Below are 15,900 nucleotides of genomic sequence, written 5' to 3'. Positions count from 1 at the left end.
ACGTGAATCGTTTCAAATACAGGCCATACGTTCACTGGAATTAGGTCGTCGAGCACTCGGTCGCGGCGCCTCGAGGAGCGCCCCTCGGTCGACGCCGCTCACGCGAGGCGAGTGGGAACCGAAAACGTAAGCCCGCGGCGGGCGCGTTCTCTCACACCCGATGGTCACCCAGATCAAGGACCCGGTACACGGCTACATCGAGCTGCCGGAGCCGCTGGTCGAGCGCGTCGTCGACCGGGCGGCGTTCCAGCGGCTCCGGTACGTCCGCCAGCTGTCGGCGACGAACCTCGTCTACCCGGGCGCGAACCACACGCGCTTCGAGCACAGTCTGGGGGTCTACCACCTCGGTCGCACGGTGTTTGAGAATCTGCGCGAGGAGCCCTACTTCGTTCGCGACACGCCAGATCACGTGCTCGACGAGATCCAGCGGACCCTCGAGTGTGCCTGTCTGCTCCACGATATCGGCCATCCGCCGTTTTCGCACATCTGCGAGCCGTTTCTGGACACGGGCGAGATCCGCGACCGCCTCGCCGAGCACGGTCTTCAGGCGGCGTTTCGCGACGCCGGCGTCGACGAGGCGCCGCTGCGGACGGCGACCGACCACGAACTGCTCGGCTGTCTCGTCGTCCTCCGGGAGTTCCGGGAGGGTCTGGAAGCGATGGGGGTCGACCCGTTCGAGGTCTGTGCGTACGTTCTGGGCTACAGCCTCGTCTACGAGCGCGGCGGCCCGTGGCAACACGGGCTGGGCGCCCAGCTGCTCCACTCACCGATCGACGTCGACCGACTCGACTACATCACGCGGGACAACCAGATGACGGGCGCGGACGTGTTGAGTTTCGACACTGACCGAATGGTCGACTCCTACACGGCCCATCCCGAGGAGGGGCTGGCGCTCTCGGAGAAGGCGCTGTCGACGCTCGGCAACTACCTCGAGGGACGGATCGCGCTGTACATGTGGGTGACCCAGCACCACAAGTCGGTGTACGCGAACGTCCTCCTGCGGGAACTCGTCGAGGAACTGGCGGCCGTGACGGGGGAGCCGCCGGTGACGCTCGAGGGAATCCTCGAGGGGTACGTCGACGACAATACGCTGATGGAGCGGCTTCGCGTTGCCGCCCTCGAGAACCCGAACACGACGCTGGCGGCGCTGCACGAGCGATTCCGCAGGCGACGGTTCCCGAAAACCTGCTGGAAACACCGCATCGCCTACGCCGACCGCGTCGACGCCGACCTCGACGCGTTCGGCCAGTGGCTCGTCTCGAACGACGACCGCCTGGAGTCGGCACTCGCCGAGCGGTTCGACCTGCCCGCCCACGAGGTCTGGATCGAGCGCTCGTACGTCCCGGAGTACGAGCCCGCCGAACTGAAGGAGATTCCGATCGCCTACGGCGGGACGACCCGCTCGGCGGGCGACTGGGGGCTGTACGGCGAGCGGACGTTCGACGCGCCCATTCCGTTCGTCTACGTCCCCGAGGGGCACAAGACGAGCGCCACGGAGTGGCTCGTCGATCGGTTCTACGCCGAACACGGCGGTCGGCGCGAGGAGGGGAGCGTATCGCCCTGAGATGTCGAAACTGGCCAGTTTTCAGGACGTACCAGCGAAGGGGTGGTGAGGTATATCCCTCCTCGAGCCGTACATTCCGTATGCACAGGGATACCATCAGCTTCGCTGCGCCGCTCGTGGGACTCGTCGTCGGTGCGGTGATTCTCGTCGGCAGCCTCTTCGTCACCGGCCTGAGCATCGTCTCTATCGTCGGCGGCGTGATTGGGCTGGCCAGCATCGCCGCGCTCGGATATGCGGTCGCCCGCGCGACCGACGAAACGCCGTCGGTCGACACCGTCGAGCGCGAACGCGACGACGGACTCGGACGCGCTCGCGGCGCGAAGTAACGACTCGGTCTCGTTTTCAGGCGATCCGGTACCGATCCGACTCGACCTCCTCGAGCGTCGCCGCCTCGCGCAGGCTCACTACTCGCCCGGTTGGGTTCGGATCGATTACGGCGTCCGCCTCTACGGACTCGAGCGTCCCGAGGAGTTGGGCCTTCGGCGGTCCCTGGGTCGCGCCGCAGTCGTAGATCGTGAGCAGACCGCGTTCGCTTCCCTCGCGCTCGTAGACGACGAGATGGGCGTGGTTCGGCAGTCGCCAGCTTCGGTCGCCGATCTCGAGGAGGTGGTTCATAGATGCCGGTACGCACAGCGCCGGCAAAAAGCTGCGTCGGAATCAGTCGTCGGCCGGAACCGTCCGCTCTCCCTCCTCGAGCAGCGGCGTGCCGTCGGCCTTCGGGCCGAGTTCGGGGCCGAAGGGCGGGTCGTCGGGGTCGACGACCCGACGTTGCTCGTAGTCGGTCGAGCGCTCGACGGGCACGCGGCCGATCGAGCCGACGAGGTCGACGTAGTCCGAAAAGGAGCGGAACTCGCCGTACTCGCCACCCGCGCGCTTGGTGATCTCCTCGGAGAGGATCGTCCCCATAAAGTCGTCGGCGCCACAGGACAGCATCTTCAGCCCCTGCTGGTCGCCGTACTTGACCCAGGAGGACTGGATATGATCGATATTGTCGAGGAAGAGTCTCGAGACGGCGATCAGCAACTCGTCCTCGTCGTCGCTCGGCCCGCTCGAGACGACGTCGTGTTCGAACAGCGGCGTGTTCTGATGGACGAAGGAGAGCGGAACGAACTCCGTGATCGCGCCGTCCACTCGCTCCTGCAGGTCGCGCACTCGTTGCAGGTGCATCGCGCGGTGGGCCTCGTTCTCGACGTGGCCGTACATGATCGTCGCGGTGAGCCCGAGGCCGACGTCCGCTGCGGCCTCCATCGCCTCGAGCCACCCCTCCGTCCCGATCTTGCCGGGACAGATCACGTCGCGGACCTCGTCGACGAGGATCTCTGCGGCGGTGCCGGGGACGGTATCGAGCCCGGCCTCCTCGAGTCGGCGGTAGACCTCCTCGTAGGACCAGTCGGTCCCTCGGCGGGCGTGGTAGGCCTCCTCGGGAGTCATCGAGTGGACGTGGACGCCGTCGACGCTCATCGCTTCCAGTTGCGCGGCGTACGTCCCGGGATCGGTTTCGTAGGTCCCGGGCGGTTTGAAGTTGATTTCCTTCGGATTCGGATGATCGCGGAGGATCTCGAGGTGCTCGTCGTCGAGCGCGAACGCGGGGTGGAGCCCCGACACCGAGGTGACCTCGTAGATACCGCGGTCGACCGCGTCGGAGACGATCTCGCGGGACTCGGACGGCGTTTTCGTAAAGCCCGCCGTTTCGGCCTCGTACTCGCTCTCGAAGGTGTGGGCGGCGTCCTTGAAGTTACAGAACAGACAGCCAACGTTGCAGGCGGTGGTGACGTTGTTGTTCAGGTTCGCGACGAAGGTAACCTCCTCGCCGACGACCTCGGCCCGGCGGCGGTCTGCGGCCTTGAGCACCTGCTCCTTGCGTCGGCGGTCGATCCCTTCGCCGTCCGTTCCCGTCGTCAGCAGTTCGATCGCGTCGTCGACGGTCAGTCGGTCGCCGTCGCGGGCCTTCTCGAGCGCGTTCTCGAAGGACTGGTCGGTGTCGGGGACGTAATCGAACTCGAGGTCTGCCTCGGTCACCGGTCGCTCCATCGGCGTATCGATACCGGTACAGCGAGAAAAGGATGGTGGTCCCCGGAGCGGAGCGCGGAGCCCGACCGGCGCGGACCGGCCCGATACTGAAACCTTCTTACCGTCCGGCCTCCGCATCTGACACATGAACCGCGGCCGCCCGGCTGCCCAGAGGTGTCTCGGATGACGAGCGTCAAGGAGTTCCACATCGAGGAAGAGGCCACCGCCGACAGCCTCGGAGCGGGCTCGTTCGTCTTCACCGACGACTACTCCGTGTTCGACTGGGGAAAGATGCCGGATCAGATCCCCGACAAGGGAGCGAGCCTCTGTACGATGGGCGCCTTTAACTTCGAACTGCTCGAGGAGGCGGGCGTGCCGACCCACTACCGCGGCGTCGTCGAGAACGGTGAGGTGTGCTCGCTCGAGGAGGCCTCGCGGCCGCCCTGGCAGATGGCGATCGACCTGACGCAGGTGCCGAAGCTCCCCAACGAGGGCCGGGAGTACGACTACGACAGCTACCACGAGGCCGCCGGCGAGAACTTCCTGATTCCTCTCGAGATCGTCTTTCGCAACCGGGTGCCGATCGGCTCGAGCCTGCGTCGGCGCACCGAGCCAGCCGAGCACGGCCTCGAGTTCGAGGAGTGGCCCGACGAACCCGTCGACCTCCCGGAGCCGATTGTCGAGTTCACGACGAAATACGAGGAGACCGACCGTCAGCTCGACCGCGCGGAGGCTGACGAAATCGCCGGAAAGGCCGACCTCGAGGAACTCGAGGACCTCGCGCTCGAGGTCAACCGGGTCATCACCGAGCAGGCCGCCGAGACCGAGCTGGTCCACCAGGACGGCAAGATCGAGTGTCTCTACTACGAGGGCGACGTCGGGGTCGCGGACGTCGTCGGCACGTTCGACGAGAACCGCTTCAGCTACGGGGCGACCCAGCTCTCGAAGGAGGTCCTTCGCCAGTACCACAAGCGAACCCAGCCCGAGTGGGTCCAGGCCGTCGAGGCCGCGAAGGCCCGGGCGAAACAGGAGGATATCGCCGACTGGAAGTCCCTCTGTGACGTCGAGCCGAAACCCCTCGACGAGCGGGTCCTGAAGACGGCTCGAAACATGTACTGCGCCGGCACCAACACCTACACCGGGCTGGACGTCTTCGACGCCCCGCCGCTCTCGAGTGCCATCGGCTCCGTCCAGGGACTGTAGTTCGGGCGTTCTCTCGAACCGAGTTCGAGGCTGGAGTGGGGACTTCGACGCTGGAGGCGAACGTTCTCGATCCCCCTCCCCCCAGTGTGTCCAGTGTCTTCGATCGCCTCGCGTGTGGTTGGCTCCGTATACGGTTCCCTGGAACGATGTACCGATGCGACCGTGACCCGTGCTGCGATTGCACCGTCGATTATCTATAACAGTCCATCCCCCCGATCCCTCCTCGAACGGCCCTGTCGCTACCTTTTTTCTTGCTACCGTTCGGAAAATCCGGAAAGAGACTAGTTATAAGTTTTGCTCTATAAACACCGATATCCTCGTCCCATACTCGGTTCCCGAGACACTGGACACAGTGGGGTGGGTGGGATGAGGTGTACAGCAGACAGAAGACACACTGGACACACTCGACACGGTGGCTTTATATCAGTCGTCGAGAGTGCATCCAGTATCGATCAGTATGGGATTGTTTCAGCCGGACACGGATATTTTTCGCCACCGCGACGCGCTTCGGGAGGACTACCAGCCGGAGGAGATTATCGGCCGTGATCAGGAACTCCAGCAGTATATTTCTGCACTTCAGCCCGTTATCAACGGCGATCAGCCTGCGAACATCTTCCTGTACGGAAAGGCCGGTGTTGGAAAAACCGCGTGCACCCGGTATCTCCTTTCCGAACTCAAATCCGACGCGACCGAGTACGGTGTCGATCTGACGACGGTTCGGACCAACTGCGAGGACCTGAGCACGAGCTACCAGGTTGCGATCCAGCTGATAAACGAACTTCGGGAACCCGACGAGCAGCTCAAACCGACCGGTTACCCTCGACGGCAGGTCAACGAGTGGCTCTGGGAGGAACTCGACTCGATCGGCGGGACTATCGTTATCGTTCTCGACGAGGTCGACCACATCGAGGACGACTCGATCCTGTACCAGATCCCTCGAGCCCGAGCGAACGGGAACCTCGAGCGGTCCAAAGTCGGAATTATCGGGATCTCGAACGATTTCAAGTTCCGCGAGAGCCTGAGCTCGAAAGTGCAGTCGAGCCTCTGCGAGAAGGAGCTGCAGTTTCCCGCCTACGACGCCCACGAACTCCGGGATATCCTCGAGCAACGTGCCGACGTTGCGTTCTACGACGACGTCGTGCCGACCGAAGTGATCGCGAAGTGTGCGGCGTTCGGCGCGAAAGACGCCGGTGACGCCCGCCAGAGTCTCGATCTCTTGATGGAAGCCGGCGACATCGCGGTCGAACGAGAGGCAGAACGAATCACGGAGGGACACGTCGACGACGCCCGAGCGGCGCTCGAGCGAAGTCGTATCGCCGACGGTGTTGCGGGGCTCACTCAGCAAGGCCAACTCGTCCTGTACGCGCTCGTGATGCTTCACGAAGAGGGTCAGACGCCGACTCGAGCGCGCGACATCCAGGATCGGTACGAGATCGTCTGCGATCGGGCTGCGGCGGACTCGCTCGTTCCGCGTCGGATGCGGGACCACTTGAACGAGCTCGCTATGTTGGGTATCGCGAGCCGAACGGAACGGAACGAGGGCGAGGTCGGCGGACGGTACTACGAGTACGCACTCGATACGAATCCGGATCTATTGCTCGAGGCGCTCGACGAGACAGTGGACGTGGTGGGGGTAACCGAAGCGATCCAGCGACGGCTCGACCGCGGCCCCCGATCGCACTGAGACACTGGACGCGATGGGGTGGGGGTCTCTCCCCGTTCCAAACGAATTCGAGACCGATCGCTGCTGTCTGACCGCGACGGGACACTGGACGCGATGGGGTGCAGGAGCGAACGCCGATCGTGACGACTCGAGGCTCGGACGGAGACGGGACACTGGACGCAGTGGGGTGGGAGGTTCCGGAAGTAGCGGACGGTGCCCCCTCTCGACGGTGTCTCGCTTCACGCGCCGCGTCCGGAGTCGGCCGGGCCGTTCGGAACGGGCGCGCTCGAGACGGTCCGGAACGAGCGTCGAACCCTCCGCGTCGTCACCGAGCCGGGCACTCGACGTACCGCCGCTCGAGTGCGACCGGCCTCACGAGCGGACTACGGGTCGGCCGGCTCTTCCGGCTCCGGGACGACGTCCGACGAGTGTTCGACCACCCGAAACTCCGTCGATCCACAGCGACAGCCCTCTTTCGTTCCGATCGGTTTGATCGTTCCGTCCGGCCACACTTCGGCGGCGTAAGCGGATTCGCAGGAGGTGCAGACGGCCATCCTTCGTTCACTCTCCCCGTCGGGCATACGGTGCCGTACGGTTCGTCCGATAATATATATTGTGTGAGGAGCCGGGTGAAAAACGAGGTCGGCCGTTTTCCGCGCGGGAGACGTCCGTCTGCGACGAACTCCGCGGGCGATCGAAGGGTCTCAGGCGGCAGGCAGCGTCACGAAGAACGTCGACCCCTCTCCGGGCTCGGAGTCGACCTCGATACTTCCGCCGTGGCGTTCGGCGATCCGTTCACACAGCGCGAGCCCGATTCCCGTCCCCTCGTACTCCTCGCGGCTATGGAGCCGGTCGAAGACGTCGAAGATCCGGTCCTGGTCCTCGGGGTCGATCCCGATGCCGTCGTCGCTGACCGCGACGATCCACTCGCCGTCGCTCTCCTCGGCTTCGACGTGGATCCGCGGGGGCTCCTCGCCCGAGTACTTGATCGCGTTCTCGAGGAGGTTCTGGAACAGCCGTCGGAGCTGGCTGCGGTCGCCCTCGACCGTCGGCAGCGACTCGATCGTCAGCTCGCCGCCGTCGTCGTCGATCGCCACCTCCAGGTCCGCGCTGACCTCCTCGAGGACGGCCTCGAGGTCGACGGGCGCGAACGGATCCCCGCGGGTCTCGACGCGGGAGTACTCGAGCAGTCCCTCGATCATGTCCCGCATTCGCTCGGCGCCGTCGACGGCGAACTCGATGAACTCCCGGCCGTCCTCGTCGAGTTCGTCCTCGTAGCGACGTTCGATCAGTCCGAGGTAGCTCGTGATCATCCGCAGGGGTTCCTGGAGGTCGTGGCTGACGGCGTAGGCGAACTGCTGGAGGCGCTCGTTGGACTCCTCGACGCGCCGTTCGCTCAGCTTGCGCTCGGTGATGTTCCTGTGGGAGACGATCACGTACAGGTCGTCCTCGTAGCGCGTGCGTTCGACGGTCAGCTGGAACCACCGCTTCGAATCCGGCGAGTGACAGGGGTACTCGAGCGTGAACGTCTCCCGGTCGCCCTCGAGGACGGCCCGAACTCCCGCGGCCGCCTGCTCGGCGGACGGACTGTCGCTCTCCTCGCAGACCTCGACGTAGTTGACGCCGACGCTGTCGACCGGCGACTGGAGTTCGTTCTCCTCGGCGAAGGACTTCCACGCCTCGTTCGTCCCCAGGATCGCGCCCTCGTCGTCCAGCACCGCGATATTCGGCGCGAGCGTATCGAGGACGTGTGACCCCAGACCCTCGGGTATCTCCATACGAACAGGTCCGGCTACTCGTGTAAATGCCGTTCGGTCAGGGAACCCAGTAGCCACACCGTGGGAGTTCGGGGGTTCGTCGATCCCGTCGCTTCTCGACCGTCACGAAAAGCAACGTTCATAGGATCCAACACGGAACGAACGACCGAGAGTAATGAGTTTCGCAACTGCCGGTGGGTTCGCCGCGAGTCTCGTCCCGAGCCTCGGCGTCACGACCGTCGTAATCGCCATGCTCGCGCTTTTCATGTCCGCGATGGTGGTTCTCGCCGTCGCGCCGCTGGTCTCGGAGAACCGAAGCGCGCGGCTCGGCACGGACTCGAGTGACGACCGCGCGACTATCGAGACCAACGAAGCCGATTGAAACACGCTCGAGAACGAACGCAGCCGGCTCTCACTCGAGTCCGTTGTACTGTTCCCGAACGAGGTGGGAGATCCCGCGATCCTCGAGGACGTCCATCGGGGCGAGCATGTCGAGCTGAACCACGCCCGGCAGCCGACCGATCTGGACACCGCCGGTGAACGTACACCGCGAGCGAACCTCCCCCTCGCTCATCCCGAGCAGCTTACCGGCCCGGTCGAAGGCGTTCTCCGTCGCGTCGTTGATCGTCGCCCCCGTCCCGACGACCTGGATCGGCCCCATCTCGTCGAGCAGGTCGACGCTGTGTTCCTCGGCCAGTTCGCGCCCGGTCTCGAGTTCGTCGTCGCTGTACGGTTTGCTGATAAACGGCAGATCCTCCTCGTTGGGCAGGAGCAGCGGGCCGTCGATCTCGAGACCCTTGATCACCTCGACGTCCATCCGCACCGTGCCGCTGACGTCGGTCGTGTGCAGGGAGAGTTCGCCGTCGCCCTGGTTGGCGTGGAGGTCGCCGACGTAGACGCCCGCGCCGTCGACCTTCACCGGACAGATCAGCGTCGCGCCCGCCCGAACCTCGGGGATGTCCATGTGGCCGTCGGTGCGGGCCTCGAGTTCGGCCTCGTTCTCGAGTCCCCAGTCGTGGTCGGTCTCGAGGAGGAACTGGCCGAAGTCGCCCGCGTTGTGGGAGTCGGGCAGCTCCACGGACGGCGTGGTGCCGACGTTGCCGATAAAGGGCCGCAGCCGACCGAGCGTGCCGGGCATTTCCGAGGGCGCGTACAGCAGGATCGGGTGCTGGCGGGAGTTCTCGGGGATGTCCATCAGCTCCGTGGCGTCCTCGGCGAGGTCGTGTGCGGCGTCCTCGTCGACCGTGATCCCCACCGTGTGATCCTCGTCGAAGACGACGGTGTAGCCGTACTCGAAGCCGAAGGAGGAGGCGTTGGCGCCACACTCCGCACAGCGGATCGCCTCCTCGCCGGTGCCCTCGACGATCGACTCGGGCCACTTCGTCCCGCAGTCGGGACAGCGGTGGTCGACGAACGGGTCGTCGCCGAAGGCCTCCGTTCGCTCACGCATCGAGCCCGTGCTCGTCGCCAGACTCGTCACCTCGACGTCCCGGATCGTCAGCGCGACGGCGTCGCCGACCTCGGCGTTCTCGACGCGAATCGGGCGGGTGACCTCGTGGCCGCCCCGGAACTCGGGGGTAATCATCGGACCCCAACAGCCCGGCGGGGTGTAGGTCTCGATCGTCCCGCCATCGGCGACCGTTCCCGCCCACTCCTGGTCGGGACCGACGAGCCCGAGCGTGTACTGATCGACCGACAGCTCCTGTTGAACCTCTCGCTGTGCCATTGTGCGTGAGAGTATCACCCGCAGGATCATAAACGAGCCAGTAACACGGGCGTCAGCCGATTCCGATCGTCGGGCGCGCTGCGGCCGATCCGTGGACAGACACGGCGGACCGAGTGGGTTCGTTCGCGCCCCTTCGGTGGCTCGAGAGCGCGTTCGGAGGCGCCGAACCGAGTCTCGGCTGCTCCCTTGCATTTGAGGGCAGAATCCCGACACGGTTCAGCGTTCAACGGTCGTCCATGCAGGAAAACGAGTTCTACAAGCTCGTACAGGAAGCGAGCCACCTCGAGACGATCGACCGCGCGCAGATCGCCAGCGAGGCCGTCCTCGAGACGCTGGGCGAGAGCTTGACGGGCGGCGAGGCCGAGGACGTCGCCGCCCAGCTCCCCTCGGAGCTGGCGTCGATCGTCGAGGATACCGACCACGACGGCGCCGGCTACGACCGCGAGGCGTTCGTCGAGCGCGTCGCCGAACACCTCCAGGGAACGGCGGTCGAGGGCGACGACGCCGAGCAGTTCGCCGACGGCGTCACCGACGCCATCGCGGCCACGCTCACGCAGGGCGAACTGCAGGATCTGAAGGCCCAGCTCGACGGCGACCTCCACCCGCTGTTCGAGGGCGTGACGGTCGATCCCGAGGACGTTTGAGCCTGCGGGCCGGCCGATACCGCCGCAACAGGATCGTTCAAGTAGCTACGTCCTATTTTGGGGATCGATGACTGGTTCGAGCGACGAGGACGCGCCGGCGTGTCAGGCCTGCGAGGATCCGGTGACGGAAAACGGCGAGCGGCGGGTCGTGAGCGTCGTCGAGAACGGCGAAGCGGTCCACTACGAGTTCTGTAGCGTCGCGTGTCGGGAGTCCTGGAACGGGCTGGGGTCGCGCTAGTTCGCCGGCGGTTCCGGCTCGGTCTCCCGCTCCGCGTCGTCCTCTCCGTTCTCGTCCGGTGCCGTCGCGTCGTCGACGCCGCCGACGATTCCGTCGACGGGTCGATCCGGCGTTAGCTCGTCCATCTCGCCCGGCAGCCCAAGCTGGTAGTCGCGTTCGTTCTCGCGGACGCTCGTTCGGCCGCGGTGGACCGAGACGTCGCCGTCCAGGTGAAGCCGCACCGCCTCGAGCAGGGCGTCGGCCTCGAGGGGCTGGCCCCGCCGTTTGATCTCCTCGAGGTCGGCGTCGTCGGGGACGTCGAACGCGCGCTGGGTGATGATCGGTCCCTGATCCAGATCGGTCGTCACGTAGTGGGCGGTGACGCCCGCGACTCGGACGCCCTCCTCGAGGGCCTGGCGGTAGGCCTCGGCGCCGGGGAAGGCGGGCAACAGCGAGGGGTGGACGTTGATGATCCGGTCCTCGTAGCGGAAGACGACGTTCGGCGAGAGGATCCGCATGTACCGCGCGAGAACGATCAGGTCGGCGTCGTACTCCGCCAAGAGTTCGAGCAGCCGCTCCTCGTTTTGCTGGCCGCTCTCGTCGCCGATATCGTGGAAGGGGACGTCGTAGCGCTCGGCGAGGGGCTCGAGGTCGTCGTGGTTGCCGATGACGACCCCGATGTCGGCGCCGAGTTCGTCGTTCGTCCAGGCCTCGAACAGCGCCTCGAGACAGTGGCTCTCGCTGGTTCCGAGCACCGCGATCCGCTGGGTCTCGCGGTCGGCGGGAAACCGGACCTGCACGTCGAGTCCGAGGTCCTCGCCGAGTTCGTGGAGGTCGTTTCGTAGCGTCTCCTCGGTACAGACCATCTCTGCGGTGTCGACGGCGAGGTACATCCGGAAGACGCCGTCCCGAACCGCCTGATCGAGGTCCTCGATGTTCGCTCCGCGCTCGAACAGGAGGCTGGTCACGCGGGCGACCAGTCCGGTGTCGTCGTCCCCGATAACGGTGATCTCGGTCAGGTCGGTCGTCATCGCAGCCACCTCCGCTCGAGCGGTCGTCGAGTCATCAGTACCGGGTCCAGTTTCCGGGTAGCCAAAAGCTCCGCGGATCGCCGCTCCACGACTCGGCTTTCATATATGACCCTCTCTACATACCATTAATTAGCAATTTTGTAGATAATATTATTAACCTGTAGCGATCACCGGTCGGTATGAACGACTCACTCGAGGTTGCGATCGTCGGCGCCGGACCTGCCGGAATCGGGACTGCAGTCGCGCTCGAACGGCTCGACGTCGAGTATGCGGTCCTCGAACGCGATCGTATCGGCTCCTCGTTCCGGAGTTGGCCCGACGAGATGCGGCTGCTGACGCCGTCGTTTCCCGCCAACGCCTTCGGCGTACGCGATCTAAACGCCGTCACAATCGACACCTCGCCGGCGCTGGCGCTGGACTGTGAACACCCCACGGGCGAGCAGTACGCCGAGTACCTCGAGGCGGTCGCCGAGTTCCACGAGCTACCCGTCGAGACGGGCGTCGACGTCGAGTCGGTCGTCCCCCAGCGAAGCGGGGAAGCCGAGAGCTTCGTCCTCGAGACCGACGAGGAATCGATCCGCGCCCGCTACGTCGTCTGGGCCGCCGGCCAGTACGGGTACCCCTCGAGCGGGGACCTCGAGGGAGCGACCCACGGGGTCCACGTCGCGACTGTCGAATCGTGGGCCGAGTACGCGAAGCGAGCCTCGAGTACCGAGTCGGCCGGAACGAACCGGATCGCCGCAGACGGCGCGGGCGCCGTGGCAGAGACCGTCTCGGACGTCGTGGTCGTCGGCGGCGCCGAGAGCGGGATCGACGCGGCGCTGGGACTCGCCGAGGCCGGACGGTCCGTGACGGTGCTCGACGACGAGGGCACCTGGCAGTTCCGTAGCCCCGACCCCAGCGAGGTACTCTCCCCGCGAACGAACGAACGGCTCGAGACCGCCCTCGAGGACGGCGCGCCGATCAACCTCGTCGCCGACGCCCGCGTCGCCGGGATCGAACGCGAGGAGGGCGACGGGTACGTCGTCACGACGACCGACGGCGATCGGGTTCGCTCTCGAGCACCCCCCGTGCTCGCGACCGGGTTCGAGGGGAGCCTCGCGGTCGTCGACAACCTGTTCGCGTTCGACGGCGAGTTTCCCGAACTCACCGATCGCGACGAGTCCACCAAGACGCCGGGGCTGTTCCTCGCCGGGCCGCAGGTCGCACACAACGGCCAGCAGTTCTGTTTCATCTACAAGTTCCGCCAGCGTTTCGCCGTCGTCGCCGAGGAGCTGGGCGACCGACTCGGCGTCGACACCGATCCCCTCGAGGCCTACCGGGAGAAACGGATGATCGTCGAGGATCTCGAGTGTTGCGAACCCGACTACTGCGACTGTTGAGCGTCGGTAGAAACCGTCTCAACGACCGAGAGAGTACTTCTTTGGTCGGGGCGTTGTTTCGTATCATGGCAGATGAAGACGCCGCTTCCGATATCGGATCCGACCCCGACGTAAAGACCTCCGGGGTGATCGAGATCGACTCCGTCGACGAAGGCGTGCTGTTCGCGCTTCAACGCGACGCCCGGAACGTGACGATCAACGAGATCGCGACGGACGTGGAGGTTTCACCCAGTACCGTCCGCAACCGGATCGACAAAATGGAGGACGCGGGCGTTATCGAGGGCTACGAGCCCAAAATCGACTACGAGAGGGCGGGCTTTCCGCTCCGGCTCTTTTTCGTCTGTACCAGCGACCCGGAGAACCGCTCGAGCGTCGCTAAAAACCTTCTCGACGTCGTCGGCGTCGTCGATATCACCGAGATGATCACCAGCGAGTACAACCTCTACATCGAAACGGTCGCTACCTCCACGTCCGATCTCATCCGACTGACGAAAGAGTTGAACGAACGCGGGCTTACCGTCCACAGCTCCGAGATAATCACGAAAAAGTACAGCCAACCGTGGGGGCATTTCGAGGCGAAAGGTCGGAATGGCGACTGACGGACGGCCCAACCGAAAACCGCAGATATTCCGAGTGGAAGTGCGAAATTCGCAATTCTTAGATGTTCATATACGTTACACTTATTTTCGAGCTGCGGTTTTTGTTAGCGGAGGGTCGAGTTCCGATGAACGCCAATCCCCATACCGAGAAATGTGACGAACTGCTCGAGGTATTGTGTCACCGCCACAGACGACAGATCCTTCGATTCCTCGGCAAGCGACCGACGAACACGGCCACGGTCGACGAGTTCGTGGCTCACGTGGATTCTCCATCGGGAGAGACGGCGCTGTCTACCGAGATGCACCATATCCACCTCCCGAAACTGGCCGATTCGGGGCTGGTAGAGTGGGACGCTCGGAGCGGGACGATCCGATATTACCCCGATCCCCTCTGCCGGGAGATGTTACGGACGCTGCGCAGTCACAACGTTCAGTCGACGAACGCGTAGCCGTTTCAGAACGGTGGTTTTGCCGGCGCCGAGCGTTCCGGACAGGACCGTGACTGGGGTCGAGTTGCCGGGCATTTGATTATCAATATAGACTCTAGGATAATAGAAGTTATTATTTTATACGATACTATTATTAACTCCGGCCGGCGAGTGGGCGGACACGGATGTACCACCGAGATCACGCCGCCGAGGTGACCGGCCGATCCGAACCGTCGGCGATTCCGGCGGAGAACGGGGGAGGACCGGGATGAGTGGGAGTCGGGACCGAATCACCCTGATCGGAAAGGAAAGCGTCGGCAAGTCGGCGCTCGCGGCCGGTCTCACCGGCTTGCGGCCGACCGACGAGAACGTCGGCGGGACGACCGTCTCGAGCGAGGTCTACCGAACCGATGGCTTCGATCTGGTCGACACGCCGGGGATCACCCTCGAGGCCGACACCGAGACGACCCGCGAGGCGCTGGCCGAACTCGGGGCGACCGACCGGGTCGTTCTCGTCGTCCCGGCGACCGATCTCGACCGGGATCTCGAGGACCTGCTACCGCTCGTCGAGGGACGTCCCGGCGCGATGGTCGTCACCCACTGGGATAGGGTCGACGTCCCTGACGAGAGGGAGACGATCGCCTCGCTTGAGTCGGATCTCGGCGTCCCGGTCGTCCCCGTCGACGCCCGACGACTGACGCGGGTGGCCGCGGACGGCGGGATGGCCCCCGACGCGGATCCGGCGGCGGGAGCCGATGCCGGGTCGGTGCTCGAGGCACTTCGCTACGCGGGGTTGTTTCCCGCCGCGCCGACGACCCGCCCGGGCTGGGAGATCGAGCCGTCCGAGACGATCCTCGAGCGTCCGTACCTGGGGCCGATCGCGAGCGCGCTCGTTCTCCTCTTGCCCGCCGTCGTCGCCGTCTGGTTCGCCAACACCGTCGCGGGCGAACTCGTCGTCGAGCCCGCGCCGGTTGAGGCTGTGGGTGAGCGGGTCTTCGCGCACCAGGGCGCTCATCTGGGCCAGCTGGTCTTCCAGTTCCTGGATGCGGCTTTCGGCCAGCAGCGCGGCGTCGCGCTCGTGAACCAGCTGGTCGTGCGCGCGCCGGTTGTCGGTCTGCGCGCTGCGGGTTTCGTCGAGCAGGCTTTCGAGAATGCGGTTGAGCTCCGCCACGTCTTCGGTGCCCCTGATGCGCTCGACGTGGGTGCTGATCTTGCCCTGGTATTCGTCGTTGGCGGCCAGCACGTCGCTGAGGCGGCTGACGAAGGTGGTCATGGTGGCCTTCAGCGTGGCGGTGGCCTCGCGCAGGCCGTGCTTGACCATGCCCTGCTTGTAGATCACTTCCTTGAGCCGCTTTTCGGCTTCCTGCAGCGACTGGATCTGGAGCGGGCCGGCGACGACTTCCTGCACCATGTCGAGCTGGCCGCGCAGCCAGGTGTCGTCGTCCAGCAGCTCGCCGATGTTTTCCACCAGCAGCAGCAGGATGCGCTTGAGCGTTTCCTGCTGGTTATGCGCGTCGGAGGCTTGCAGCTCGATGCCGACCCACAGGTTTTTCAGCCCCGATGCGGCCTTGAGCAGGGCGGGGGCGCTGGTGGCCTCGCGTACGGCGACGGCCAGCTGCTGGGCCTGTTCCACCAGGCGCGGATTGTGCGTGAGCTGCGAGGCGACGCCGAATTCC

General features: G+C 65.1%; 16 protein-coding genes. 11 read left to right on the top strand and 5 right to left on the bottom strand.

From position 1 onward, the window contains the following. Positions 1-160 precede the first annotated feature (160 nt). Positions 161-1,564: an HD domain-containing protein gene (locus ACNA7R_RS04550; protein WP_416282367.1), complete on the top strand. Its 1,404-nt coding sequence runs from the start codon at positions 161-163 to the stop codon at positions 1,562-1,564. Between the two features lie 80 nt (positions 1,565-1,644). Continuing rightward, positions 1,645-1,890 carry a hypothetical protein gene (locus tag ACNA7R_RS04545; protein ID WP_416282366.1) on the top strand — a complete coding sequence of 82 codons (246 nt, stop codon included), beginning with the start codon at positions 1,645-1,647 and terminating at the stop codon, positions 1,888-1,890. A gap of 16 nt (positions 1,891-1,906) precedes the next feature. Here ACNA7R_RS04545 and ACNA7R_RS04540 read toward each other — a convergent pair whose 3' ends face one another. After that, positions 1,907-2,179, bottom strand: coding sequence for a hypothetical protein (locus ACNA7R_RS04540; protein ID WP_416282365.1), 273 nt, complete (start codon positions 2,177-2,179; stop codon positions 1,907-1,909). A gap of 42 nt (positions 2,180-2,221) precedes the next feature. Next, positions 2,222-3,595, bottom strand: coding sequence for a 7,8-didemethyl-8-hydroxy-5-deazariboflavin synthase subunit CofH (gene cofH, locus ACNA7R_RS04535; protein ID WP_416282364.1), 1,374 nt, complete (start codon positions 3,593-3,595; stop codon positions 2,222-2,224). 162 nt (positions 3,596-3,757) lie between these two features. Between cofH and ACNA7R_RS04530 the strand changes: the two genes are divergently transcribed. Beyond that, positions 3,758-4,777: a phosphoribosylaminoimidazolesuccinocarboxamide synthase gene (locus ACNA7R_RS04530; protein ID WP_416282363.1), complete on the top strand. Its 1,020-nt coding sequence runs from the start codon at positions 3,758-3,760 to the stop codon at positions 4,775-4,777. Between the two features lie 457 nt (positions 4,778-5,234). Then, a complete protein-coding gene (locus ACNA7R_RS04525; protein ID WP_416282362.1) occupies positions 5,235-6,461 on the top strand; it encodes an orc1/cdc6 family replication initiation protein in 1,227 nt (408 codons plus the stop codon). Between the two features lie 683 nt (positions 6,462-7,144). Here ACNA7R_RS04525 and ACNA7R_RS04520 read toward each other — a convergent pair. Beyond that, entirely contained in the window at positions 7,145-8,218 is a 1,074-nt protein-coding gene (locus ACNA7R_RS04520; protein ID WP_416282361.1) for a sensor histidine kinase, read from the bottom strand. Between the two features lie 154 nt (positions 8,219-8,372). On the opposite strand from ACNA7R_RS04520, the gene ACNA7R_RS04515 reads away from it, so the two are divergent. Beyond that, entirely contained in the window at positions 8,373-8,579 is a 207-nt protein-coding gene (locus ACNA7R_RS04515; protein WP_416282360.1) for a hypothetical protein, read from the top strand. A 30-nt stretch (positions 8,580-8,609) separates the two neighbouring features. Here the strand turns inward: ACNA7R_RS04515 and ACNA7R_RS04510 are convergent, their stop codons facing one another. Continuing rightward, the gene (locus ACNA7R_RS04510; protein WP_416282359.1) at positions 8,610-9,923 is read right to left on the bottom strand and encodes an acetamidase/formamidase family protein; all 1,314 of its coding nucleotides are present in this window, start codon (positions 9,921-9,923) and stop codon (positions 8,610-8,612) included. 236 nt (positions 9,924-10,159) lie between these two features. On the opposite strand from ACNA7R_RS04510, the gene ACNA7R_RS04505 reads away from it, so the two are divergent. Beyond that, positions 10,160-10,567 carry a DUF2267 domain-containing protein gene (locus tag ACNA7R_RS04505; protein ID WP_416282358.1) on the top strand — a complete coding sequence of 136 codons (408 nt, stop codon included), beginning with the start codon at positions 10,160-10,162 and terminating at the stop codon, positions 10,565-10,567. A 67-nt stretch (positions 10,568-10,634) separates the two neighbouring features. After that, positions 10,635-10,805, top strand: coding sequence for a hypothetical protein (locus tag ACNA7R_RS04500; RefSeq protein ID WP_416282357.1), 171 nt, complete (start codon positions 10,635-10,637; stop codon positions 10,803-10,805). On the opposite strand, the gene ACNA7R_RS04495 is transcribed toward ACNA7R_RS04500, so the two are convergent. Then, positions 10,802-11,815, bottom strand: a complete 1,014-nt coding sequence (locus ACNA7R_RS04495) for a formyltetrahydrofolate deformylase (protein WP_416282356.1) — start codon at positions 11,813-11,815, stop codon at positions 10,802-10,804. The two genes, ACNA7R_RS04500 and ACNA7R_RS04495, sit on opposite strands and share 4 nt — an antisense overlap. Before the next feature lie 179 nt (positions 11,816-11,994). Here ACNA7R_RS04495 and ACNA7R_RS04490 point away from each other — a divergent pair, with 179 nt between their 5' ends. From ACNA7R_RS04490 to ACNA7R_RS04475, 4 genes are all read left to right on the top strand, one after another. Beyond that, positions 11,995-13,197, top strand: coding sequence for an NAD(P)/FAD-dependent oxidoreductase (locus tag ACNA7R_RS04490; RefSeq protein WP_416282355.1), 1,203 nt, complete (start codon positions 11,995-11,997; stop codon positions 13,195-13,197). Then, complete coding sequence (locus ACNA7R_RS04485; RefSeq protein ID WP_416282354.1) at positions 13,194-13,796, top strand: Lrp/AsnC family transcriptional regulator; 603 nt, start codon at positions 13,194-13,196, stop codon at positions 13,794-13,796. Before ACNA7R_RS04490 ends, ACNA7R_RS04485 begins: the two co-directional genes overlap by 4 nt. A 125-nt stretch (positions 13,797-13,921) precedes the next feature. After that, positions 13,922-14,245, top strand: a complete 324-nt coding sequence (locus ACNA7R_RS04480) for an ArsR/SmtB family transcription factor (protein WP_416282353.1) — start codon at positions 13,922-13,924, stop codon at positions 14,243-14,245. 247 nt (positions 14,246-14,492) lie between these two features. Then, positions 14,493-15,900: FeoB small GTPase domain-containing protein (locus ACNA7R_RS04475; RefSeq protein WP_416282352.1), on the top strand; the 1,408-nt coding region annotated here is incomplete at its 3' end.

It is taken from the genome of Natronococcus sp., from assembly GCF_047921035.1.
Lineage (GTDB): Archaea > Halobacteriota > Halobacteria > Halobacteriales > Natrialbaceae > Natronococcus.
This window is presented reverse-complemented; position numbering and strand designations above follow the sequence as displayed.

Coding starts and splice junctions, on each gene's coding strand:
- ACNA7R_RS04550 (WP_416282367.1), top strand. CDS start 161: ATGGTCACCCAGATCAAGGACCCGGTACACGGCTACATCGAGCTGCCG.
- ACNA7R_RS04545 (WP_416282366.1), top strand. CDS start 1,645: ATGCACAGGGATACCATCAGCTTCGCTGCGCCGCTCGTGGGACTCGTC.
- ACNA7R_RS04540 (WP_416282365.1), bottom strand. CDS start 2,179: ATGAACCACCTCCTCGAGATCGGCGACCGAAGCTGGCGACTGCCGAAC.
- cofH (WP_416282364.1), bottom strand. CDS start 3,595: ATGGAGCGACCGGTGACCGAGGCAGACCTCGAGTTCGATTACGTCCCC.
- ACNA7R_RS04530 (WP_416282363.1), top strand. CDS start 3,758: ATGACGAGCGTCAAGGAGTTCCACATCGAGGAAGAGGCCACCGCCGAC.
- ACNA7R_RS04525 (WP_416282362.1), top strand. CDS start 5,235: ATGGGATTGTTTCAGCCGGACACGGATATTTTTCGCCACCGCGACGCG.
- ACNA7R_RS04520 (WP_416282361.1), bottom strand. CDS start 8,218: ATGGAGATACCCGAGGGTCTGGGGTCACACGTCCTCGATACGCTCGCG.
- ACNA7R_RS04515 (WP_416282360.1), top strand. CDS start 8,373: ATGAGTTTCGCAACTGCCGGTGGGTTCGCCGCGAGTCTCGTCCCGAGC.
- ACNA7R_RS04510 (WP_416282359.1), bottom strand. CDS start 9,923: ATGGCACAGCGAGAGGTTCAACAGGAGCTGTCGGTCGATCAGTACACG.
- ACNA7R_RS04505 (WP_416282358.1), top strand. CDS start 10,160: ATGCAGGAAAACGAGTTCTACAAGCTCGTACAGGAAGCGAGCCACCTC.
- ACNA7R_RS04500 (WP_416282357.1), top strand. CDS start 10,635: ATGACTGGTTCGAGCGACGAGGACGCGCCGGCGTGTCAGGCCTGCGAG.
- ACNA7R_RS04495 (WP_416282356.1), bottom strand. CDS start 11,815: ATGACGACCGACCTGACCGAGATCACCGTTATCGGGGACGACGACACC.
- ACNA7R_RS04490 (WP_416282355.1), top strand. CDS start 11,995: ATGAACGACTCACTCGAGGTTGCGATCGTCGGCGCCGGACCTGCCGGA.
- ACNA7R_RS04480 (WP_416282353.1), top strand. CDS start 13,922: ATGAACGCCAATCCCCATACCGAGAAATGTGACGAACTGCTCGAGGTA.